At 68.7% G+C, this 22511-nt stretch carries 19 protein-coding genes; 13 read left to right on the forward strand and 6 right to left on the reverse strand.

Annotation, left to right across the window (positions count from 1 at the left end):
- The first annotated feature begins 20 nt into the window (after nt 1-20).
- The 7 genes from miaB to lnt all read left to right on the forward strand — a co-directional run bounded on the left by miaB (nt 21) and on the right by lnt (nt 7199).
- Nucleotides 21-1394: a tRNA (N6-isopentenyl adenosine(37)-C2)-methylthiotransferase MiaB gene (gene miaB / locus QZM72_RS27815; protein ID WP_301739697.1), complete on the forward strand. Its 1374-nt coding sequence runs from the start codon at nt 21-23 to the stop codon at nt 1392-1394.
- A gap of 33 nt (nt 1395-1427) precedes the next feature.
- Nucleotides 1428-2474: a PhoH family protein gene (locus QZM72_RS27820; protein WP_006477874.1), complete on the forward strand. Its 1047-nt coding sequence runs from the start codon at nt 1428-1430 to the stop codon at nt 2472-2474.
- A gap of 150 nt (nt 2475-2624) precedes the next feature.
- Nucleotides 2625-3401, forward strand: coding sequence for an rRNA maturation RNase YbeY (gene ybeY / locus QZM72_RS27825; RefSeq protein WP_301739698.1), 777 nt, complete (start codon nt 2625-2627; stop codon nt 3399-3401).
- Between the two features lie 12 nt (nt 3402-3413).
- Entirely contained in the window at nt 3414-4046 is a 633-nt protein-coding gene (locus QZM72_RS27830; RefSeq protein ID WP_301739699.1) for a gamma-glutamylcyclotransferase, read from the forward strand.
- A 71-nt stretch (nt 4047-4117) separates the two neighbouring features.
- Nucleotides 4118-4267, forward strand: coding sequence for a hypothetical protein (locus tag QZM72_RS27835; protein ID WP_301739700.1), 150 nt, complete (start codon nt 4118-4120; stop codon nt 4265-4267).
- Between the two features lie 291 nt (nt 4268-4558).
- The gene (locus QZM72_RS27840) at nt 4559-5446 is read left to right on the forward strand and encodes an HlyC/CorC family transporter (protein WP_021160150.1); all 888 of its coding nucleotides are present in this window, start codon (nt 4559-4561) and stop codon (nt 5444-5446) included.
- 52 nt (nt 5447-5498) lie between these two features.
- Entirely contained in the window at nt 5499-7199 is a 1701-nt protein-coding gene (gene lnt / locus QZM72_RS27845; RefSeq protein WP_089468395.1) for an apolipoprotein N-acyltransferase, read from the forward strand.
- Nucleotides 7200-7253: 54 nt separating this feature from the next.
- Here lnt and QZM72_RS27850 read toward each other — a convergent pair whose 3' ends face one another.
- The gene (locus QZM72_RS27850; protein WP_301739701.1) at nt 7254-8981 is read right to left on the reverse strand and encodes a tetratricopeptide repeat protein; all 1728 of its coding nucleotides are present in this window, start codon (nt 8979-8981) and stop codon (nt 7254-7256) included.
- Between the two features lie 320 nt (nt 8982-9301).
- On the opposite strand from QZM72_RS27850, the gene glyQ reads away from it, so the two are divergent.
- Genes glyQ through QZM72_RS27875 form a run of 5 tightly spaced genes read left to right on the forward strand, consistent with a single transcriptional unit; the run spans nt 9302 to nt 14743 of the window.
- Nucleotides 9302-10306 (forward strand): glycine--tRNA ligase subunit alpha, encoded by a 1005-nt coding sequence (gene glyQ / locus QZM72_RS27855; RefSeq protein ID WP_006477868.1) that lies wholly within the window; start codon nt 9302-9304, stop codon nt 10304-10306.
- A 22-nt stretch (nt 10307-10328) separates the two neighbouring features.
- Complete coding sequence (glyS, locus tag QZM72_RS27860; protein ID WP_089468397.1) at nt 10329-12428, forward strand: glycine--tRNA ligase subunit beta; 2100 nt, start codon at nt 10329-10331, stop codon at nt 12426-12428.
- Nucleotides 12429-12438: 10 nt separating this feature from the next.
- A complete protein-coding gene (gene gmhB / locus QZM72_RS27865; protein WP_089468398.1) occupies nt 12439-13002 on the forward strand; it encodes a D-glycero-beta-D-manno-heptose 1,7-bisphosphate 7-phosphatase in 564 nt (187 codons plus the stop codon).
- Between the two features lie 43 nt (nt 13003-13045).
- Entirely contained in the window at nt 13046-13810 is a 765-nt protein-coding gene (locus tag QZM72_RS27870; protein ID WP_050014656.1) for a 1-acyl-sn-glycerol-3-phosphate acyltransferase, read from the forward strand.
- Between the two features lie 45 nt (nt 13811-13855).
- Nucleotides 13856-14743 carry a M48 family metallopeptidase gene (locus QZM72_RS27875; RefSeq protein WP_301739702.1) on the forward strand — a complete coding sequence of 296 codons (888 nt, stop codon included), beginning with the start codon at nt 13856-13858 and terminating at the stop codon, nt 14741-14743.
- Between the two features lie 108 nt (nt 14744-14851).
- On the opposite strand, the gene gloA is transcribed toward QZM72_RS27875, so the two are convergent.
- Complete coding sequence (gloA, locus tag QZM72_RS27880) at nt 14852-15235, reverse strand: lactoylglutathione lyase (protein WP_006477863.1); 384 nt, start codon at nt 15233-15235, stop codon at nt 14852-14854.
- Nucleotides 15236-15654: 419 nt separating this feature from the next.
- Here gloA and QZM72_RS27885 point away from each other — a divergent pair, with 419 nt between their 5' ends.
- On the forward strand, nt 15655-16590 hold the full coding sequence (locus QZM72_RS27885) for a DMT family transporter (RefSeq protein ID WP_301739703.1): 936 nt from the start codon (nt 15655-15657) through the stop codon (nt 16588-16590).
- Between the two features lie 90 nt (nt 16591-16680).
- Here QZM72_RS27885 and rsmA read toward each other — a convergent pair whose 3' ends face one another.
- The 4 genes from rsmA to QZM72_RS27905 are packed head-to-tail and all read right to left on the reverse strand — an operon-like array spanning nt 16681 to nt 22327.
- Entirely contained in the window at nt 16681-17508 is an 828-nt protein-coding gene (gene rsmA / locus QZM72_RS27890) for a 16S rRNA (adenine(1518)-N(6)/adenine(1519)-N(6))-dimethyltransferase RsmA (RefSeq protein ID WP_301739704.1), read from the reverse strand.
- Nucleotides 17509-17555: 47 nt separating this feature from the next.
- Nucleotides 17556-18545, reverse strand: a complete 990-nt coding sequence (gene pdxA / locus QZM72_RS27895) for a 4-hydroxythreonine-4-phosphate dehydrogenase PdxA (protein ID WP_089468401.1) — start codon at nt 18543-18545, stop codon at nt 17556-17558.
- An 11-nt stretch (nt 18546-18556) separates the two neighbouring features.
- Complete coding sequence (locus tag QZM72_RS27900) at nt 18557-19915, reverse strand: peptidylprolyl isomerase (RefSeq protein WP_301739705.1); 1359 nt, start codon at nt 19913-19915, stop codon at nt 18557-18559.
- Between the two features lie 51 nt (nt 19916-19966).
- Nucleotides 19967-22327, reverse strand: a complete 2361-nt coding sequence (locus QZM72_RS27905; protein ID WP_089468403.1) for an LPS-assembly protein LptD — start codon at nt 22325-22327, stop codon at nt 19967-19969.
- Nucleotides 22328-22511: the final 184 nt, after the last annotated feature.

Genomic DNA, 22511 nt, shown 5'->3' on the forward strand with positions numbered 1-22511 from the left:
ACTGCGAACGGCGAATCCCCATGACCAAGAAAGTTTACGTAAAGACCTTCGGCTGCCAGATGAACGAGTACGACTCGGACAAGATGGTGGACGTGCTCAATGCGGCCGAAGGCCTCGAAAAGACCGACACGCCGGAAGACGCCGACATCATCCTGTTCAACACGTGCTCGGTGCGCGAGAAGGCGCAGGAAAAGGTGTTCTCCGATCTCGGCCGCGTGCGCGAGCTGAAGGAAGCGAAGCCGGGCCTGCTGATCGGCGTCGGCGGCTGCGTCGCGAGCCAGGAAGGCGCGTCGATCGTGTCGCGCGCGCCGTACGTCGACCTCGTATTCGGCCCGCAAACCCTGCATCGCCTGCCGCAGATGATCGACGCGCGCCGCGCGAGCGGCCGCGCGCAGGTCGACATCACGTTCCCCGAAATCGAAAAGTTCGACCACCTGCCGCCCGCGCGCGTCGAGGGGCCGAGCGCGTTCGTGTCGATCATGGAAGGCTGCTCGAAGTACTGCAGCTACTGCGTGGTGCCGTACACGCGCGGCGATGAAGTGTCGCGCCCGCTCGACGACGTGCTGACCGAAGTGGCCGGCCTCGCCGACCAGGGCGTGCGCGAAGTCACGCTGCTCGGCCAGAACGTGAACGCCTACCGCGGCGCGCTGACGGCCGGTTCGACCGACATCGCCGATTTCGCGACGCTGATCGAATACGTCGCCGACATCCCCGGCATCGAGCGGATCCGCTACACGACGTCGCACCCGAAGGAATTCACGCAGCGCCTGATCGACACGTACGCGAAAGTGCCGAAGCTCGTGAGCCACCTGCACCTGCCGGTCCAGCACGGCTCCGACCGCATCCTGATGGCGATGAAGCGCGGCTACACGGTGCTCGAATACAAGTCGGTGATCCGCAAGCTGCGCGCGATCCGCCCCGACCTGTCGCTGTCGACCGACATGATCGTCGGCTTCCCCGGCGAGACCGAGGAGGATTTCGACAAGATGATGGCGCTCGTGCACGAGATGAGCTACGACACGAGCTTCTCGTTCATCTACAGCCCGCGCCCCGGCACGCCGGCCGCGAATCTCGCCGACGACACGCCGCGCGAAGTGAAACTCAAACGTCTGCAACATCTGCAGGCGACGATCGAGGAAAACGTCGCGCGCATCAGCCAGTCGATGGTCGGGAAGGTCGAGCGGATCCTCGTCGAGGGCCCGTCGCGCAAGGACCCGAACGAGCTCGCGGGCCGCACCGAGAACAACCGTGTGGTGAATTTCCCGGCGCCGCTCGCGTCGCACCCGCGCCTGATCGGCCAGATGATCGACGTGAAGATCAACCATGCGTACCCGCATTCGCTGCGCGGCGAGCTCCTGCTCGTCAGCGACGACGCGAGCGCGGCCACCCACTGACCGACCGCCGCCCGACAGGAGCCCGACGCTACTTTGAAGACCGTCCAAGCACTGGAATTCACCGCCCCGCGCGACGACAACGCGCGCCTCGCCAACCTCTGCGGCCCGCTCGACGAAAACCTGCGGCAGATCGAACAGGCGCTCGACGTCACGCTCGCGCGGCGCGGCCACCGGATCACGATCCGCGGGCGCGGCGCCAAGCTCGCGCTCGCCGCGCTCGAAAACTTCTACAACCGCGCGCGCGATCCGCTGTCGGTCGACGACATCCAGCTCGCGCTGGTCGAAGTGCGCCACACGGCCGGCAACGGCCGCCAGGACACGGTCGACGTGCGCTTTCGCGGCGACCCCGACCATCCGTTCGACGAGCCCGTCGCGCAGCTCGACGCCAGCGAGCCGGAGGAAGAGCCGGGGCCGAAGCTCTACACGCGGCGCGCCGACCTGCGCGGCCGCACGCCAGCCCAGCGCGAATACCTGAAGCAGATCCTGCAGCACGACGTGACGTTCGGCATCGGGCCGGCCGGCACCGGCAAGACCTACCTCGCGGTCGCGTGCGCGGTCGACGCGCTCGAGCGCGACCAGGTCAAGCGGATCGTGCTGACGCGCCCGGCCGTCGAGGCCGGCGAGCGGCTCGGCTTCCTGCCCGGCGATCTCGCGCAGAAGGTCGACCCGTACCTGCGTCCGCTGTACGACGCGCTGTACGACCTGCTCGGCTTCGACAAGACGGCGAAGATGTTCGAGCGCCAGATGATCGAGATCGCGCCGCTCGCGTACATGCGCGGCCGCACGCTGAACCACGCGTTCATCATCCTCGACGAGGCGCAGAACACCACGCCCGAGCAGATGAAGATGTTCCTCACGCGGATCGGCTTCGGCTCGAAGGCGGTCGTGACCGGCGACACGAGCCAGGTCGACCTGCCGCGCGGCCACAAGAGCGGCCTCGTCGAGGCGCAGCAGGTGCTCGGCGGCGTGCGCGGCATCGCGCTCACGCGCTTCACGAGCGCCGACGTCGTGCGCCATCCGCTCGTCGCGCGCATCGTCGAGGCGTACGACGAGTTCCACGCGCAGCATCAGGACGGCTGAGCGGCGGCGCCCGCGCGCTGCCCCCCACCTCCCGGCCCGGCCCGCCAGACGGCGCGCCGGGCTTTTTTTCGCCCGCGCGCGGCCGGTCCGAATTCGGGCGCGATCGGCCGTTTGGTGTATCCTCGACGCGTCCCAATCGCCGCACGCGTCATGAAATCCTCCCGTTCCCGCAAGTCCGGTCGCGCACCGTCCGCCGCGTCCGAATCCCCCCGCCTTTCGCTGTTCGACGCGAAGGGCAAAGCCCGCACCGTCAACGCGCAAGGGCTGCGGATCGACTTCCCGGACGGCCGCAGCCTGATGTTCGACCTGTCGGGCAGCTCGGGCGACGCGGCCGTCGCGATCGTCGCGCAGCACAACGATCCGGCGATGCGCGCGAAGCTCGCGCTGCAGCCCGAGCACTACGACAGCGTGACGCTGCACGTCGGCGCCGAGTTCGCACCGCGCGAAGACGATCCCGAAGACGGGCCGCGCGCGCTGGAATTCGACCTGTCCGTGCAGTACGGCGACGAGATCACGAGCGACGTGCGCAAGACGCTGCCGAAGCGCAAGCTGATCGCCGAATGGATCGAGCCGGCGCTGTTCGCGAGCGCGCAGCTCACCGTGCGTTTCGTCGGCGAGAACGAAGGCCGTACGCTGAACGCCGGCTACCGTCACAAGGACTATCCGACCAACGTGCTGACCTTCGCGTACGACCCGGCGCCCGACGGCACCGTGATCGGCGACCTCGTGCTGTGCTGCCCGGTGGTCGAGAAGGAAGCGCACGACCAGGGCAAGCCGCTCGCGGCCCATTACGCGCACCTGCTGGTGCACGGCGCGCTGCACGCGCAGGGCTACGACCACGAGACGAGCGACGAGGACGCGGCCGAAATGGAAGCGCTCGAAGTCGACATCCTCGCGAAACTGGGTTTCCCGAACCCGTACCAGTAAGCCGTCCGCCCGATGCGCCACGCCGCGATGCTGCCGCCCGCCTACCCGCCGTCGATCGGCGAAGGACGCCTGCTGACGGAAGACGAGCTCGCGGCGTCGCTCGCGCACACGATGCGCGACTGGGACGGCCGGCAGGATCTCTGGCTGTTCGGCTATGGCTCGCTGATCTGGAATCCCGGGCTGCCGACCGTCGCCGCCGTGCGCGGCAAGGTGCACGGCTATCACCGCGGGCTCTACCTGTGGTCGCGCGTGAATCGCGGCACCCCCGAACGGCCGGGCCTCGTGCTCGCGCTCGATCGCGGCGGCTCGTGCTCGGGCATCGCATTCCGGCTCGCCGGCCCGACCGCGCAGCCGCATCTCGAGACGTTGTGGAAGCGCGAAATGCCGATGGGCTCGTACCGGCCTGCGTGGCTGCCGTGCTCGCTCGAGACCGGCGAACGCGTGAACGCGCTCGCGTTCGTGATGCGCCGCGACGCACCGACCTATACGGGCAAGCTGACCGACCCCGTCGTGAAGGAAGTGTTCCGCTGCGCGGCCGGCCGCTACGGCACGACGCTCGACTACGTGAGCCGCACGGTCGACGCGCTGCGCGCGAGCGGCATCCCCGACCGCGCGCTCGAAGGGTTGCTGGCGCGATGCCGATGATCCGGCACGACGCGCGGCCTGCCGCCATGCGTCCCCACGCCGCCTCGCGCATCCGCACGAGGCCACACCCGATGAAATCGTCACGCCGGTCGCGTTGCAGGATCGCCGCGCTGCTCGTCGTCGCGAGCGTCGTGCTGTCCGGCTGCGGCATACTCGGCTGCGGCGGCGCCGCGACCAACGGCGCGGCCGCCGGCGGCTGCTCGGCCGGCATGCGGTTCTGAGCCGCACGCGACGCGTGCGCGCGCCTGCGGCGGAATGCCGCCTCGCCGGCCGTTTCCCGCGGCCGGCCGCCCGCCCTGCCCGCCGCCATTTTTTTGCCGCCGCGCCCCGCCGGCGCTTTCTGCGATAGGATGGACCCGACGACGACGCGCCCCGCGCGGCCGTCCGCGAGCGGGGCCCGCGCGAGCCGCCCACCCTGGCCGTACGGCCGGGTGACACGGTCGCGTCGTGCCCTTGGTGTATCCTTGCCTACTCCGTGACCGCGCGCCCCGGCATGACCCGGGCGCACCACCATGAACGATTCGTATCCCAGTCGTAAGCCAACCGACAAACCGCAAGAAAAGCGCTCGCTGCTCGAGCGCCTGACCGACTTCATCTCGCCCGAGCCCGAATCCCGCGGCGAGCTGCTGGAAATCCTCCAGGACGCCCACGAACGCAACCTGATCGACGCCGATTCGCTGTCGATGATCGAAGGCGTGTTCCAGGTCTCCGATCTGTGCGCGCGCGACATCATGGTGCCGCGCGCGCAGATGGACGCGATCAACATCGCCGACAAGCCCGAGGATTTCATCCCGTTCGTCCTCGAAAAGGCGCACTCGCGCTACCCAGTGTACGAGGAGAACCGCGACAACGTGATCGGCGTGCTGCTCGCGAAGGATCTGCTGCGCTTCTACGCCGAGGAAGAATTCGACGTGCGCGGGATGCTGCGCCCGGCCGTGTTCATTCCGGAATCGAAGCGCCTGAACGTGCTGCTGCACGACTTCCGCGTGAACCGCAACCACCTGGCGATCGTCGTCGACGAATACGGCGGCGTGGCGGGCCTGATCACGATCGAGGACGTGCTCGAACAGATCGTCGGCGACATCGAGGACGAATACGACTTCGACGAGGAAGCCGGCAACATCATCTCGGGGCCGGACGGCCGCTACCGCGTGCGCGCGCTCACCGAGATCGAACAGTTCAACGAGACGTTCGGCACCGATTTCCCCGACGACGAAGTCGACACGATCGGCGGCCTGATCACCCATCATTTCGGACGCGTGCCGCACCGCGGCGAGAAGCTGCAGCTCGGCAACCTCGTGTTCGAAATCCAGCGCGGCGATGCGCGCCAGGTTCACGTGCTGCTGGTGCGCCGCAACCCGCTCGCCAGCCGTCGCGCCGAAACCTCGCACGAAGACTGACCGTTCCGCGCCAGCCGCCCCTCCTTCAACCGCTCGCCCTCTTCCGCTTCACATGGACGATCCGATTCCGTCCCGCCCGGCTGGCGGCCTTCTCGCGCCGGCGCCCGCCCGCGCGCTGCCGCGCTGGCACTATCCGGCCGCGCTGCTCGCCGGCGCGGCCAATACGCTCAGCTTCGCGCCCACGCCGCACGGCGGCTGGCTGCAGCTCGTCGTATTCGTCTGGTTTTTCGCGCAGCTCACGCGCACGTCGAGCTGGCGCGGCGCCGCGCTCACCGGCGGCGCGTTCGGCTTCGGCAACTTCATCAGCGGCGTCTGGTGGCTCTACATCAGCATGCACGTGTACGGCGAAATGGCCGCGCCGCTCGCGGGCGGCGCGCTCGTGCTGTTCGCGCTGTACCTGTCGCTGTACCCGGCGTTCTCGGCCGGGCTGTGGTCGTTCTGCGCGGGCCATGCGTGGCATCGCCGCGCGCCCGACCCGCGGCCGTTCTCGCCGACCTGGCATGGCGCGTTCGCGTTCGCGAGCGCGTGGGCGCTCGGCGAATGGCTGCGCGGCACCGTGTTCACCGGCTTTCCGTGGCTCGGCAGCGGCTACCCGCAGGTCGACGGCCCGTTCGCGGGCTTCGCGCCCGTGGTCGGCGTATACGGGATCGCATGGGTGCTCGCGCTGTTCGCCGCGCTCGTCGTGCAGGCGCTCGCCGCCGCGCGCCCGTCGCCGGTGCGTGACGGCGAAGCCGGCGCATCGGGCGGCGACGCTCGCGTGCGCATCGCCGCGCCGGCCGGCATCGCCGTCGTGCTCGTCGCGGCCGGGCTCGGGCTGTCGCAGGTCACATGGACCGTGCCCGCGAACGCGCCGCTCACCGTGCGGCTGCTGCAAGGCAACGTGAAGCAGGACATCAAGTTCGAGCAGGAAGGCATCGACGCGGCGATCAAGATGTACCAGCAGATGATCGTCGAGAAGCCGGCCGACCTGATCGTCACGCCCGAGACCGCGATCGCGGTGATGATCCAGGAGCTGCCCGAGCCGTTCGCCGTCGCGATCCGCAAGTTCAGCGACACGACCGGCTCGGCCGTGCTGTTCGGCGCAGTCGGCGCATCGGTGACCGAGGACGGCCGCTACTTCGACTACACGAACAGTCTGTACGGCGTGACGCCGAACTCGCGCGACATCTATCACTACGACAAGCATCACCTCGTGCCCTTCGGCGAATTCATTCCGTGGGGCTTCCGGTGGTTCGTCAACCTGATGAAGATGCCGCTCGGCGATTTCGCGCGCGGCGCGCCGGTGCAGAAGCCGTTCCTCGTGCACAACCAGCCGGTGATGGCCGATATCTGCTACGAGGACTTGTTCGGCGAGGAAATCGCCGCGACGATCCGCGACAACCCGCAGCCGCCCGGCGTGCTCGTCAACGTGACGAACCTCGCGTGGTTCGGCGACACGATCGCGCTCGACCAGCATCTGCAGATCGCACGGATGCGCTCGCTCGAAACGGGCCGGCCGATGCTGCGCTCGACCAACACGGGGATGACGGCCGCGATCGACGCGCACGGGCGCGTGCTCGGCCAGTTGAAGCCGTTCACGATCGGCTCGCTCGACGTGCGGATCGAAGGCACGAGCGGCTTCACGCCGTACGTGATGAGCGGCAACAACATCGTGCTCGCGGTGTCGTTCGTGCTGCTCGCGTTCGGCTTCACGTTCGGGCCCGGGCTGCGCCGACGCAACGGCCGGAAGCCCGGCGACGACGCAGCGCAATGACGCGACGGGCCGCTGCCGCGCGCGGCGGCCCGTGAGCGCGAACCGGCCGGCTCCTCAGGCCTGCCGGGCCGGCCGCTCCGATTGATCCGATTGATCCGATTGATCCGATTGATCCGATTGATCCGATTGATCCGATTGATCCGATTGATCCGACGGATCCGGCTGCGCGGCGAGCGCCCGCAAGTCGCGGCTCACTTCGTCCATCACCGGCGCCCACGCGCCGAACGTCGGCTGGCGGTACAGCGTCGCGGTCGGATACCACGGGCTGTCCCGGCGATCGAGCAGCCACGGCCAGTGCGGATTCACGTCGAGCAGCACCCACGTGCGCGCGCCGAGCGCGCCGGCCAGATGCGCGACCGACGTGCACACGGTGATCACGAGATCCAGCGCGCCGATGAACGCGGCCGTGTCGTCGAAGCTCGTCAATTCGGCCGTATAGTCTTCGATCGCGAAACCGGCCGCGCGCGCGGCGGCGACATCCGCATCCGCACCCGGCTGCAGCGAATAGAACGTAACGCCGTCGATGCCGCGAAACGCGCTCGCGTAGCGCTCGAGCCCGACGCGCCGGAACGGATTGCGCTGGTGGCCCGCACTGCCCGTCCACACGAGCCCGACCTTCAGCCGGCCGTCGCCCGCGAGCCGCGCGCGCCATGCGTCGCATGCGGCCGGCTCGGCCCGCAGGTACGGCACCGACGCGGCGAGCGTCGACGCCTCCATGCCGAGCATCAGCGGCAGGCCGATCAGCGGCACTTCGTAATCGAACGCCGGCAGCGCATCGACGCCGCCGCCCGCGCCGAACACGTCCGCGTGCACGCCGAGGCTGCGCTGCATCAGCGTGCCGAGCGCCGGAAACGTATTCCACGCGAGCCGGCCGCCCTCGCGATGCACGCGCTCGGCGAGCGGCGCGACGAAACGGCAGAACTGCAGCACGTCGCCGAGCCCCTGCTCGCCCCACACCAGCAGCGTCTTGCCGGCGAGCGGTTCGCCCTGCCAGCGCGGGCCCGGCAGCGCCGGCCGGCGACCGCGCAACTCGCCCGCGCCGTCCCAGCGCGCCTCGTGGCCGCGCCAGCCGACCGCATGGTTGCCGCGCACCAGCTGGATGATCGCGAGATTGAAGCGGAACGATGCGTCGTCGGGCGCCAGCTCGCACGCACGCGCCGCATGGCGCTCGGCGTCGTCCCAGCGCTGCGCCTCCTTCATCGCCATCGCGACGTTGTTCATCGCGAGCGCATTGTCGGGCGCGAGATCGGCGAGCCGCGCGGCGCACGCGAGCGCGCCGTCGAGGTCATGCGTCGCGATCCGCGCGACGACGAGGTTGATCCATGCCTGCACGTCCCGCGGATCGTGCTTCACAGCCGCGTCGAGCAGCGCGATCTCCTCCGCGCGTTCACCGCCCGACAATCGCAGCGCGATCGCGAGGTTGTTGCGCAGCGACGGCCAGCCGGCATCGATCGCAAGCGCCGCGCGGTACGGCGCGACCGCATCCGCGTGACGGCCGGCCACCTGCAGCGCATAGCCGTGGTTGAAATACGTGCTTGCGCCCGGCTGCGCGCGCACCGCGCATTCGGCGAGCGCAATCGCGTCGGCCGTGCGCTGCCGCGCGACGAGCGCCGTCGTGAGCCGCGCCAGCGCGTCGGCATCGACCGCATGCAGATGGGCGGCGGCGGCCAGCCACAGATCGTGCGCGGCGCGCTCGCCGCGCGCCTGCGCGTCGGCGGCCTGCCCGAGCAGGGCGAGAAACGGCGGAAGCAGCGGAATCAGAATGTCGTTCGGTTCGTCCATGCAGTCGGCATCGGCAAGCGGTGACGCGGCACGCATGGCGCGCGCCGCAATACACGCATCTTAACGCCCGCGCGAAGCGGTACGGCACGCACGTCGCGGCAGGTCGCACGCGGCCCCGCGGCGCCCGTGGGCCATGCGCGCGCGGGCCGCGGGAAGCAGGCCGGCGGTGCCGGCATCCGCCTTCCGGCCGCATCCGGTCGCCGATCCGGTAAAATTACGCGTTTCAGCACACTAACAAGCCGCGCCGCCGCGCGAGCCGACCCTCCGGGCCCGCCCGGAGCGCCGCCCGCAACGGAGCGCCAGCGCCACGAAGGCTCTTCATGCTTACGTTTCAGCAAATCATCCTGACGCTGCAGTCCTACTGGGACAAGCAGGGTTGCGCCCTGCTCCAGCCCATCGACATGGAAGTCGGCGCGGGCACGTCGCACGTCCACACGTTCCTGCGCGCGGTCGGCCCCGAGCCGTGGCGCGCCGCGTACGTGCAGCCGTCGCGCCGCCCGAAGGACGGCCGCTACGGCGAAAACCCGAACCGCCTGCAGCACTACTACCAGTACCAGGTCGTGCTCAAGCCGGCGCCGGAAAACATCCTCGACCTGTACCTCGGCTCGCTCGAGGCGCTCGGCTTCGACCTGAAGCAGAACGACGTGCGCTTCGTCGAGGACGACTGGGAAAACCCGACGCTCGGCGCGTGGGGCCTCGGTTGGGAAGTGTGGCTGAACGGGATGGAAGTCACGCAGTTCACGTATTTCCAGGAAGTCGGCGGCCTCGAATGCAAGCCGGTGCTCGGCGAGATCACGTACGGCCTCGAGCGCCTCGCGATGTACCTGCAGAAGGTCGAGAACGTGTACGACCTCGTGTGGACCGAGTGGGAAGAGCAAGGCCCGAACGGCCCCGAGCTGCGCCGCCTGTCGTATGGCGACGTGTACCACCAGAACGAGGTCGAGCAGTCGACCTACAACTTCGAGCACGCGAACGTCGACCTGCTGTTCACGTTCTTCAACAGCTACGAAGCGGAAGCGAAGAAGATGATCGACGCGCAGCTCGCGCTGCCCGCGTACGAGCTCGTGCTGAAGGCCGGCCACACGTTCAACCTGCTCGACGCGCGCGGCGCGATCTCGGTCACCGAGCGGGCAGCGTACATCGGCCGCATCCGCGCGCTGTCGCGTCTCGTCGCGCAGGCTTACTACGACTCGCGCGAGAAGCTCGGCTTCCCGATGCTCGGCAACCCGCCGGGCGTGCCGGGCCTCACCACCGACGCCCAGGACGCCGCGCAACCGGCATGGGCGCCGCCGCTCAAGGTCGAACGCAAGATCGATCAGGACTGACGAGACGAGATTTATTCCAGACATGACGCACAATCATCCCGCCCCCCTGCTCGTCGAACTGCTGACCGAAGAGCTGCCGCCGAAGGCCCTCGCGCGCCTCGGCGACGCGTTCGCCGAAGGTATCGCCCAACGCCTCGCCGCGCGCGACCTCGTCGAAGGCGAACTCGTGTTCGAGCGCTACGCCACGCCGCGCCGCCTCGCGGTCGTCGTGCAGAACGTGCGCGCCGTCGCGCCCGACAAGCAGGTCCGCGAAAAAGTCCTGCCGGTGTCGGTCGCGCTCGACGCCGAAGGCAAGCCGACGGCCCCGCTCGCGAAGAAGCTCGCGGCGCTCGGCCACCCGAACGCGTCGATCGCCGATCTCGAACGCGCGCAGGACGGCAAGGCCGAAGCGTTCTTCATCAACTACTCGGCGGCCGGCGCCACGCTCGCCGACGGCCTGCAGGCCGCGCTCGACGAAGCGCTCGCGAAGCTGCCGATCCCGAAATTCATGACGTACCAGCGCCCGGACGGCTCGGACGTGAAGTTCGTGCGCCCGGTGCATCGCCTGACGGTGCTCCACGACGACCGCGTCGTGCCCGTCACCGCGTTCGGCGTCGATGCCGGCGATACGACGCTCGGCCACCGCTTCCTGTCCGACGGACTCGTCGCGATCCAGCATGCCCGCGCCTATGCCGACACGCTGCGCGACAAGGGCCGCGTGATCGCGCACTTCGCCGATCGCCGCGAAACGATCCGCACGCAACTGAACGAACATGCGAACGGCGACACGGTCGTGATGCCCGAAGCGCTGCTCGACGAAGTCACGTCGCTGGTCGAATGGCCGGTCGTCTACCCGTGCCGCTTCGAGGACGAATTCCTGCAGGTGCCGCAGGAATGCCTGATCCTCACGATGCAGACGAACCAGAAGTATTTCGCGCTGACCGACGTCGCCGGCAAGCTGCGCTCGCGCTTCCTGATCGTGTCGAACATCGAGACGAAGACGCCGGGCGAGATCGTCGAAGGCAACGAGCGCGTCGTGCGCCCGCGCCTCGCCGATGCGAAGTTCTTCTTCGAGCAGGACAAGAAGAAGCCGCTCGCCGAGCGCGTGCCGCAACTCGCGAACGTCGTCTATCACAACAAGCTCGGTTCGGCGCTCGCGCGCGTCGAGCGCCTCGAGGCGCTGGCCGGCGAGATCGCCCCGGCGATCGGCGCCGACACCGCGCACGCGAAGCGCGCCGCGCGTCTCGCGAAGGCCGACCTGCTGACCGACATGGTCGGCGAATTCCCGGAACTGCAGGGCACGATGGGCACGTACTACGCGCGTCACGACGGCGAAGCCGACGACGTCGCGCTCGCGTGCGCCGAGCACTACCAGCCGCGCTTCTCCGGCGACGCACTGCCGACCACGCCGGTGTCGACCGCCGTCGCGCTCGCCGACAAGCTCGAAACGATCGTCGGCATCTGGGGCATCGGCCTCGCGCCGACCGGCGAGAAGGATCCGTTCGCGCTGCGCCGCCACGCGCTCGGCGTGCTGCGCCTGCTGCTCGAGAAGCAGCTGCCGCTCGATCTCGTGTCGCTGCTGCGCACGGCCCACGCACGCTTCGACGGCGTGCCGGGCGTCGCCGAATCGACCGACGCGATCTTCGCGTTCTTCATGGATCGCCTGCGCGGCCTGCTGCGCGAGCGCGGCTATTCGGCCGGCGAAATCGACGCGGTGCTGAGCCTGAACCCGACGCGCATCGACGATCTCGTCGCGCGCCTGGACGCGGTGCGCGAATTCACGCGCCTCGCCGAAGCCGAAGCGCTCGCGGCCGCGAACAAGCGGATCTCGAACATCCTGAAGAAGTCGGAAGGCGGCGCGAACGGCGCGGTGCAGCCGACGCTGCTCGTCGAGGCGGCCGAGAAGGCGCTGCACGAACAGCTCGCGGCCGTCACGCCGCACGTGCAGTCGCAGCTCGAGGCGCGTGCGTACACGGGCGCGCTGTCGGCGCTCGCCGCGCTGCGCGCGCCGGTCGACACGTTCTTCAACGACGTGATGGTCAACGCGGAAGATCCGGCGCTGCGCGCGAACCGTCTCGCGCTGCTGTCCGCGCTGCACCAGCAGATGAACTGCGTCGCCGACATCTCGAAGCTCGCCGCATAAGGGCCGCACGATGCCGACCAGCCCCAACCGAAAGCTCGTCGTCCTCGACCGGGACGGCGTGATCAACGTCGATTCGGATGCGTTCATCAAGACGCCCGACGAATGGATCGCGCTGCCCGGCAGCTTCGAGGCGATCGCCCGGCTCAACCACGCGGGCTACCGCGTGGTGGTCGCGACCAACCAGTCCGGCATCGGTCGCGGGCTGTTCGACATGGCCGCGCTCAACGAGATGCACCTGAAAATGCATCGCGCGGCGGCCGCGGTCGGCGCGCGCATCGACGCGGTGTTCTTCTGCCCGCACACGGCGGAGGATCACTGCGACTGCCGCAAGCCGAAACCCGGCATGATGCAGATGATCGCCGAGCGCTTCGAGATCGATCCCGGTCACACGCCGGTCGTCGGCGATTCGCTGCGCGACCTGCAGGCCGGCGTCGAGGTCGGCTTCCAGCCGCACCTCGTGCTGACCGGCAAGGGCAAGAAGACGCTCGCCGCGGGCAATCTGCCGCCCGACACGAAGGTCCACGACGACCTGCGCGCGTTTGCGCTCGATTTTCTTTCACACGAACACGAGTGATGCGGCTGCCGCGCGCATCCTCCCCAACGCCAGACTCACGCCGATGCGCTTCGTCCGCTCCCTGCTGCTGCTGATCTACTTCATCCTGTACACGGTGCCGTACGCCACCGCGTGCTTCATCGCGTTCCCGTTCATGCGCCCCGACGCGCGCTACTGGATGGCGGCCGGCTGGTGCAAGTCGACGCTGTGGGTCGTGCGCTGGCTGAACGGCATCCGCTACCGGATCGAAGGGTTCGAGAACCTGCCCGACGGCCCGGCCGTGCTGCTGTCGAAGCACCAGTCCGCGTGGGAGACGCTCGCGTTTCCGGCGCTGATGCCGAAGCCGCTGTGCTACGTGTTCAAGCGCGAGCTGCTGTACGTGCCGTTCTTCGGCTGGGCGCTCGGGCTGCTGCACATGGTCAACATCAACCGCAAGGAAGGCAAGAACGCGTTCAATTCGGTGATCCGCCAGGGCAAGAAGCGCCTGTCGGAAGGCGCATGGATGATCATGTTCCCCGAAGGCACGCGCACGCCGGTCGGCAAGCAGGGCAAGTACAAGACGGGCGGCGCGCGCTTCGCGATCGAAACCGGCACGCCGGTCGTGCCGATCGCGCACAATGCAGGTCGTGTGTGGCCGCGCAACTCGTTCACGAAATTCCCGGGCGTCGTCACGGTGTCGATCGGCAAGCCGATCCCGAGCGAAGGGCTGACGCCCGATGCATTGAACTCGCAGGTCGAAGCATGGATCGAAGCGGAAATGCGCCGCATCGATCCCGATGCGTATCGTCAGGCGGGCAACGCCGGCACACGCGATGCCGCGCGCGCCTGACGCCCCGGATTGCAGCCGTTGCGTACGACAAAAAGAAGCGAACTGATGAAACAGCGTCCGCGGCCACGGCCTGCCGTCGTGGCCCTCGATCATCGCCAGATGGATCTGCCGCTCTTCGACGGGCCGGCCGCCGCGCCGTCGGCGCCGGCCGCTCCGCCCGCACCGCCCGAAGCCGCCCCCGCTGCTCCACTCGATCCGGGTCCAGCGCCCGATCGCTCGCGCGTGCGCACGTTCGCGCTCGACAGCCGCGTGCTCGAATACCGGCTGAAGCGCTCCGCGCGCCGCACGATCGGCTTCACGATCGACGGCAGCGGGCTGTCGATCACCGCGCCGCGCTGGGTCACGCTCGCCGACATCGAAGCGGCGATCGCCGAAAAGCAACGCTGGATCTTCGCGAAGCTCGCCGAGTGGAAGACGCGCACCGAGCAGCGTGCGCTGCCGCAAATCGACTGGCGCGACGGCGCGCAACTGCCGTATCTCGGCAAGACGGTGACGATCGCGCTCGGCGCGGGCGCCGTCGCCTTCGACACCGACGCGCTGCGGCTGTCGCTGCCGCTGCCCGTGCAGGCCGACATGCAGCAGATCAAGGATCGCGTGCAGGGCTGGCTGCAGGGCGAAGCGAAACGCATCTTCGGCGAACGCCTCGTGGTCTATGCGGAAAAGCTCGGCGTCACGTATTCGATGTATGCGCTGTCGTCGGCCGCGACGCGCTGGGGCAGCTGCTCGAGCGACGGCAAGATTCGCCTGAACTGGCGGCTGATTCATTTCCCGATGTCGATCATCGACTACGTCGTCGCGCACGAGCTGTCGCACCTGCGCGAGATGAACCACAGCCCGGCCTTCTGGCAGACCGTCGAATCGATTTTCCCCGAGTTCCGCGAAGCGCGGCACACGCTCAAGCATCATCCGCCCGAGCTGCTGCCGTCGCTTTGACGCGCGCGGCTGCGCTGCCAACGAAAAAGGGCGATGCGGATTACCCCCGCACCGCCCTCTCTACTGCTGCGGCGCACGTCGTACGCCGCAGCCCGGTTCATCCGGCGCTTACTTCTTCTGGATGAACTCGATCTTGTAGCCGTCCGGATCCTCGACGAACGCGATCACGGTCGTGCCGTGCTTCATCGGGCCTGCCTCGCGCGTGACCTTGCCGCCTTGCGCCTTGATCTTCTCGCAGGCCGCGTACGCATCGTCGACCGCCACCGCCAGATGGCCGAAGCCGTTGCCGAGATCGTAGGACGGCGTCTCCCAGTTGTGGGTCAGCTCGATCACGGTGCCCGTGCTTTCGTCTTCGTAGCCGACGAACGCGAGCGTGAACTTGCCTTCCGGATAATCCTCGCGACGCAGCAGCTTCATGCCGAGCAATTCGGTGTAGAACTTGATCGAGCGGTCGAGATCGCCGACTCGCAGCATCGTATGCAGCAAGCGCATGTGTTGTACTCCTGTGGGGACTTTCCAGAGTCGGAAATTCTACCGGAGTCGGGTGAAATTCGCCGGGGGCGCCGAGCCGGGGGCGCCGAGCCGGGGGCGCCTAGCCGGGGGCGCCTAGCCCGGCGCGCCGAGCCCGGAACGGGCCCAACAAGCACGCGGCCGATGCCGCGTATCGGTTGCCTCGGCGCGACCGGGCGCGCAACGACTGAAAGCGGCAAGATCCGGCTCGCCCGACCCCGCGCCGATCGGATAACATCCTGCCACTTCGCACCAAAAGCGGGCATGCGCGCCGCCGCCCGACCGCGACCACCCACTTTTTCTTGCCGCCCCACTGCCGTGCGAAACCGTCGATTCGAGCGCGCCGGACGCGCCGCCCGCCTGACCTCCGCGCCACAAGGCCCGACCAGCGAGGCGCGCCGATGACCGCGCTTGCCGCCGCCCCCGTGCGCCGCGCACTCGATACGCGCGCCGTCGGCCTGATGCTGCTGCTGTGCGCGATCTGGGGCTTCCAGCAGGTCGCGATCAAGAGCACGAACGCCGCGATCGCGCCGATGTTCCAGGCCGGGCTGCGCTCGGTGATCGCCGCGGTGCTGCTGTGGGGCTGGGCCCGCACGCGCGGCACGCCGCTGTTTCAGGCGGACGGCACGCTCGGCGCAGGCATCGCGGCCGGTGCGCTGTTCGCCGGCGAATTCATCTGCGTGTTCTTCGGGCTGACGCTGACGAGCGCGTCGCACATGGCGATCTTCCTGTACACGGCGCCGTGCTTCACCGCGCTCGGCCTGCACCTGTTCGCACCCGGCGAGCGGCTGCAGCGCACGCAATGGGCCGGCGTCGGCCTCGCATTCGCCGGCATCGCGCTCGCGTTCGCGGACGGCTTCCTGAAGCCGCGCACGCCCGGCGCATCGGTGCTGGCCGGGCTCGCCGGCGACGCGCTCGGGATCCTCGGCGGCGCGATGTGGGCCGCGACGACGGTGGTGGTGCGCTCGACCGCGCTCGCGCGGGCCAGCGCGAGCAAGACGCTGTTCTACCAGCTCGCGGTATCGGCGGTCGTGCTGGTCGCGCTCGCCGCGCTGTTCGGCCAGATGTCGTTCGCGCGGATCACGCCGATCGCGCTCGCGAGCCTCGCGTACCAGTCGGTGATCGTCGCGTTCGTCAGCTACCTGTCGTGGTTCTGGCTGCTGACGCGCTACAGCGCGTCCCGGCTGTCCGTGTTCACGTTCCTGTCGCCGCTGTTCGGCGTCGCGTTCGGCGTGCTGCTGCTCGGCGAATCGGTCGGCTGGCGCTTCATGTCCGCGGCCGCGCTCGTGCTGACCGGCATCGCGCTCGTCAACGCGCCGCCGCGCCGGCGGATGTGACGACCGGCGCAAAGACACGCGGGCAATAAAAAAGCTGCCAGTCGGGCAGCTCTCTTCGATACAGCGGGTGGGCGGCTCGCGTCACGCACGTCATCCGGCCTTGCGCAGCGCCGCCAGCGCCTGCGCCACGCCGACGTATTCGGCCACGCGCACGTCCTCCGCACGGCGCGCGAGATCGAAGCCGAGCGCATCGAAATCGATCGTCTCGCGGTAGTCGCCGAGCGTGTTGCGCAGCATCTTGCGGCGCTGCGAGAACGCGGCGGTGACGATTTCACCGAGCAGCACCGGGTCGACGTCCGGTAGTTCGTGCGGCTCGTACGGAATCATCCGGACGATCGCCGAATCGACCTTCGGCGGCGGCTGGAACGATTCCGGCGGCACGTCGAGCATCTTTTCCATCACGTAGCGGTACTGCAGCATCACCGACAGCCGCGAGAACGCCTTCGTGCCCGGCTCCGCGACCATCCGCTCGACGACCTCGTTCTGCAGCATGAAATGCTGGTCGATGACCGCATCGGCGAACGTCATCAGGTGAAACAGCAGCGGGCTGGAGATGTTGTACGGCAGGTTGCCGACGATCCGCAGCGACGGCTTGTCGCCGGGCGCCGCGAGCGAGCGGAAGTCGAACGCGAGCGCGTCGCCCGCGTGCAGCTCCAGCAGCGTGCCGAAGCGTTGCTGCAGGCGCCCGATCAGGTCGCGGTCGAGCTCGACCGCGTGCAGCGGCGACTCGGGCGTCGCGAGGCGCTCGATCAGCGGGCCGGTCAGCGCACCGAGCCCGGGGCCGATCTCGACCATCCGCTGGCCGCGCGCGGGGCTGATCGTCGCGACGATCGAGTCGATCACGCCGTGATCGACGAGGAAGTTCTGCCCGAAGCGCTTGCGCGCGAAATGGCCTTGGTGCTGTCTGCTGTTCGACATCGACTGAGTAAAACGAAAAATGCGACGAATGGGATAAACCGGCAGCGTCAGGCTGCGCGGCGGTGGCGCGCCATCGTGACGGCCGTATCGAGCGCGGCGATCATGCTGCCCGGATCCGCGCGGCCCGTGCCGGCCAGATCGAGCGCGGTGCCGTGATCGACCGACGTGCGGATGATCGGCAGCCCGAGCGTCACGTTGATGCCCTCGCCGAACGTCGCGTACTTCAGCACGGGCAGACCCTGGTCATGGAACATCGCGAGCACGCAATCGGCATCGGCCAGATGGCGCGGCTGGAACAGCGTGTCGGCCGGATACGGGCCGCGCGCGTCGATGTGTTGCGCGTTCGCGCGAGCCAGTGCCGGCGAGATCACGTCGATCTCCTCGCGGCCGAGATAACCGTTCTCGCCCGCGTGCGGGTTCAGGCCCGTCACGAGGATGCGCGGCGCGGCGAGACCGAAATCGCGCCGCAGGTCGCGGTCGATGATCGCGAGCGTCTCGACGAGCCCGTCGATCGTCAGCGCGGCCGATACGTCCTTCAGCGGCAGATGCGTGGTCGCGAGCGCGACGCGCAGCGGCCGATGGCCGGTGCCGGCCAGCATCATCACGACGCGCGGCGTATGCGTGCGTTCGGCCAGGTATTCGGTGTGACCGGTGAACGGCACGCCCGCATCGTTGATCGTGCTCTTCTGCAGCGGCGCGGTGACGATCGCGTCGTACCGGCCCGCCAGCGCGCCGTCGATCGCGGCGTCGAGCAAGCCGAGCACGTACCGGCCGTTCGCCGCGTCCAGCTTGCCCGCTTGCGCGGGCGCCGCCAGCGCGTGATGCGCGACCGACACCTGCGCGCCGCCGGCCAGCGTGACCGCGTCGGCGCCGACCGCCGCCGCTCGCGCGTCGAGCAGCGCGGCATCGCCGAGCACGGTGAAATGCGCGTCGGGCCAGCGCTGCGCCGCATCACGCAGCGCCTGCACGGTCAGTTCCGGGCCGACCCCCGCGGGTTCGCCGGTCGTGATCGCGATCTGCAGCGCGCGCGTGGTCATCCGATGCTCGCTCAGTTCGCCGGGCCGACGCCGCCGATCTTGTACTGCACGTACGACGAATCGCGCAGCTCGCGCAGCCAGTCGGCATAGGCTTGTTCGGCCTTGCGCTGGCCGATCGCCTGACGGGCGATGTCCATCTGCTGCTGCACCGACCCTTCCGCGTCGCGGCGGTTCAGCACCTGGATCAGGTGATAGCCGTATTCGGTACGAATCGGCTGGCTGATCTGGCCGTCCTGCAGGCTGTTCATCGCGCGCTCGAATTCCGGCACGGTCTCGCCCGGGCTGATCCAGCCGAGATCGCCGCCCTGCGACGCCGAGCCGTCCTGCGAGTAGGTGCGCGCGAACTTCGCGAAATCGCCGCCGGCCTCGATCTGGTTGCGGATGTCGATCAGTTGCTGACGCGCCTGGCCTTCCGACTTGCCTTCGCCGACGCGCAGCAGGATGTGGCGCACGTGCGTCTGGACGATCTTCGGCGCCGCGGCGCTCGCGCCCTGGCTCGGGCGGCGATCGACGAGGCGCACGATCTCGAAGCCGTCGGGCACGCGGATCAGCGTCGGGTTGACCTGGCCCGGACGCAGCTTCGACGCGGCGTCGACGACGTCCGGCGGCAGCGCGCTCGGCGACTTGAAGCCGAGATCGCCGCCCTTCTTCGCGTCGTTCGCTTCGGAGTTGTTCTTCGCGAGGCGCTCGAAATCGGCGCCCGACTTCGCCTGCTGCAGCAGCGCTTCGGCCTTCTTCTGCGCGGCTTCGATGTCGGCCTGCGGCGCGTTGGTGGGCGCCTTGATGAAGATGTGCTGGAAGCGCAGGTCCTGCTGCTGCGATGCGTTCGGCCCGCGCTGGCTCGCGATGTAGTTCGCGACCTCGGCGTCCGACACCGTGATCTTGCCGTCGACCTCGCGCTCGCGCAGCTTCGACAGCATCAGCTCGGTGCGTGCGTCGCCCGTGAAGACGCTCCAGGGCACGCCCTGCGCCTCGAGGCGCGCGCGGTACTGGTCGAGCGTCATCCCGTTCGCCTGCGCGAGACGCTGCAGCGTGGCCTGCACGGTCGCGTCGTCGATGCGGATCCCGTCGTCCTTGGCCTTCTGCACCTGGATACGTTCGAGCACCATCTGGTTCAGCACCTGCGCGCGCAACTGGTCGGCCGGCGGCACCGGCGCGTTCTGCTGCTGCAGCCGGCGCGCGATCAGGCCGACGCGCTGGTCGAGTTCGCGGCCCGTGATCACGTCGTTGTTGACCACGGCGACGACTTCGTCGGCGAGCTGCGCACCTTGCGAACCGAGTGCCTGCGCCGCGGCCGGCGCGGCGGCGAGCAGCGCGGCGGACGCGGCGAGGCTGGACACGACTGCCGCGAAACGAAGGGTTTTCTTCATTGCCACTGAAACTCCATTGAAATCGTGCTGACCGGTGCAGACATGCCGGCGTTACTCGTAGTTGCTGAAGCGGGACATCGGCGGCGGCGGCGGCGGCAACGGCGTGTAGCCCGGCACCCCGGCGCGGAATGCGGACACGAGGCCGTTGTCGACGGTCGACAAGCCCTTGAGCGTCAGTTGCATCATGAAGCGCGTCGACGAGTTCTGCTGTCCCGACGAATTGATACCGTTCGCCGCCCGCTGCACCCCGACCCCGAGCGCCCAGCAATCCGCGTCGTATTGTAAGCCGACCAGACCGTCGACCACGCGATCTCCGGCGAAGTCGTAGTTGAAGCGGCCGATCGCATACAGGCGGCGCGTGAGCGGCCACTGCGCGGACACCAGGAACTGGTTGATCGGCTGGTTGTCGAGCGTGGTGTTCGTGCGCGTATAGCGGTAGCCGACGTTGATCACGCGGCGCTCGCCCGGGCTGTAGCCGAAACCGATGCTCGACTTCACGAGCTGGTTGTTGTTCTGGTTGTACTGGAACGCCGTTTCCGACATGAAGCCCGAGCCGAGCTTCAGCGCGGCGCCGACGATCAGGTCCGAGTGGCGCGCGAGCACGGCGCTCTGCCCGGGGGTCAGCGTGACGCGCTGATCGGCGAAGTAGTACTGCTGCGCGATCACGAAGCGCGCGCGCTCGTCGCCGGTGCGCGGATCGATGAAGCGCGACGTGAGGCCGGCCGTGATCCGGTTCGCGTCGGCGATCCGATCGTTGCCGACGAACGTGTTCGGCTGGTAGATCTCCGCGAGGCCGAAGTCCGATTCCGCGGTGTCGAACAGCGGCGCGTTCGACTGGTCGCGATACGGCGTGTACACGTAGTACAGGCGCGGCTCGAGGGTCTGGATGAAGTCCTGGCCGAACAGCCGCACCGAACGGTCGAAGATCAGGCCCGAATCGAAGCTCACGGTCGGGATCGACTCGGTGAAACGCTTCGGGTTGTTCGGCGTGGTCGACGACAGGTAATTTAGGTCGTACGACGCCAGGTGGTACTGGACCTTCGGCACCGCGAAGTAGCCGGGGCCGTACACGCCGTACGAGATGTACGGGTTGAAGACGACCCGGTCGCCCTGGGTCGCATCGGCGGTCGTGATGCGGAACCGCGAATAGTCGGCTTCCGCGCCGAAGTCGAACCCGCCGACGTTGTACTTCGTGTACTTCACGTTCAACTGCGGCTCGCGGCTGTACGGCGCGATCGACGGCGGCAGCGTCTGCCAGTGCTGGTAGCGCGCGAGCACCGACCACGGACCGTTGTTGTACGTGAGGCCGGCTTCCTGCTGGTACAGCGTCTGCGTCCCGTTGATGAACTGGTTCGCCGACCCGAGGTCTTCCGGATACGTGTTGTCCGAGACCTTGTTGAAGTAGACGTAGCCGCCGAAACCGCCACCGAAGTTCTGCTGGTGCTGCCAGTAGATCGCGTAGCGGTTGCGATGCGCGAGCCGGTCGTCCGGCAGGTAATTGGCCGTGAACGTGCCCGAATACGACGGCGACAGGTAGCGGAACGTCGCTTCGGCCATCACGCCTCGCCGCGAGATGATGCGCGGCGTGAGCGTCAGGTCGCGGTTCGGCGCGATGTTGAAGTAGTACGGCAGCGACAGCTCGAACCCGTTGTTCGAGTTCACCGAGAACGTCGGCGGCAGCAGGCCGCTGCGCCGCTCGCCGGACAGCGGGAACGTCATCCACGGGCTCGCGAAGATCGGCACGCCCTGGAAGAACAGCACGCCGTTGCGCGCGGTGCCCTCGTCGGCGCCCGTATCGAAGTCGAAGCGGCTGCCCTTGATGTACCACGCGGGGTTCGTCGAGCACTGGCACGCGGTATACGTGCCGTTGACGAACACCGAGCGCTCGTTGTCGACCATGTCGACGCGCTCCGCGCTGCCCGACCCGCCCGTCACGTTGAAGTGGTACTTCGGCGCGGTCATGAAGCCCTGGTTCGCCTCGATCTTCAGGTGCGCCTCGGGGCCGGCGAACGACGTGCCGCCATTGACCACCTTGACCTGGCCGTACGCATCGGCCATGTCGGTATCCTGATCGTAGTGGATCGCGTCGGCCTTCACGACGGCGTCGCCGCGCCGCAGCTCGGCCGAACCCTTCGCGGCGAGATCCTGCTCGGCGGTGCCGCTCGTATGGTCGGCGATCACGAAGGCGGCCGGCTTCGCGCCGTCCTTCAGCGGATGATCCTCGAGCTGGGGCGCGAGACGCAGATCCCACGGCGAGTCGAGCGGCTGCGGCTGCGCGGCCGCGCCCGACAGCTGCGCGTACGACACGGCCGGCACGAGGCCCGGCACGGCCAGGAGCGCAAGCGCGAGCCGCCGTTTGCGCGGCGCCCCGTCACCGGGGAAAACATTCGGGAATAGCGGTTTGGGCGGCATCTATCGTTTGGCGAATCGCCCCTTGTCAACCGCGCCTGCACGGCACCTTCGCGCGCGGCGGGCCGCGCCGTCGAGCCGCGACTGCGGCTCTTCGCAAACCGGGGAGGCGATCGGGCGGACGGCGCGACAGGCGGCGGGCCTGCACGGCGGAAGCTGACGCGGGGCGCGTCAAAAAAGTCGTGGG

The organism is Burkholderia sp. AU45388 (assembly GCF_030481585.1).
GTDB lineage: Bacteria > Pseudomonadota > Gammaproteobacteria > Burkholderiales > Burkholderiaceae > Burkholderia > Burkholderia sola.